We start from the raw sequence: 504 nt of genomic DNA, 5'->3' as shown, positions 1-504 counted from the left end.
TGCCGCGGATGCGGCTCTCGGTGCGGCGATGATCGTCGTCAATGTGAAGAAACTGAATGATTTGAAGAACGGGGATGCGTATACGAACCCAACGTTCTTGGGTATGGACCAGCAGCTGCTGGATAATCTGGGTGTCGCCCTGATGCTTGTCAATCTCGCCATCTTGGCCAAACACGGACTTAATAAAGCGGCAGACAAGCTCGTGAATAGCAAAAATATGTCCGCGCTGGACGAGACGTGGACGGCATGGAAGCAGCTAGACTAAAGATCGTCTGAACAAAAGCGTAGACGATATCACGGACTATGTATCTGATTCGATGGATCGAATGCGTAATATTCATTCATATTCATTTTGGCCCGGAATTTGCAACAGAAGGGCCAGCCGGTGTCTATTTCACGAAGCCGAAAAAGCCAATTCCACCAAATAGCCAGCAGCAGCGTTTTTGGAGTGAAATGGAAGCAGGCAAGGATGATTTAGCGAAGAAGTTGGATGAGGGGACGGGT

At 49.2% G+C, this 504-nt stretch carries 2 protein-coding genes; both read left to right on the top strand.

What is annotated here, in order from left to right:
* A partial coding sequence (locus tag RSX24_RS32260) for a hypothetical protein (RefSeq protein WP_343262914.1) occupies window positions 1-265 on the top strand: 265 nt, incomplete at its 5' end.
* 38 nt (window positions 266-303) lie between these two features.
* Window positions 304-504, top strand: a 201-nt coding sequence (locus RSX24_RS32255; protein WP_343262913.1) for a hypothetical protein, incomplete at its 3' end; no start/stop codon positions are given.

Origin of the sequence: Paenibacillus hubeiensis (assembly GCF_032334105.1) — a bacterium.
GTDB classification, from domain to species: Bacteria; Bacillota; Bacilli; order Paenibacillales; family Paenibacillaceae; genus Paenibacillus; species Paenibacillus hubeiensis.
Note: the sequence above shows the minus strand (reverse complement) of the source record. Positions and strands in the feature narration are given on the sequence as shown.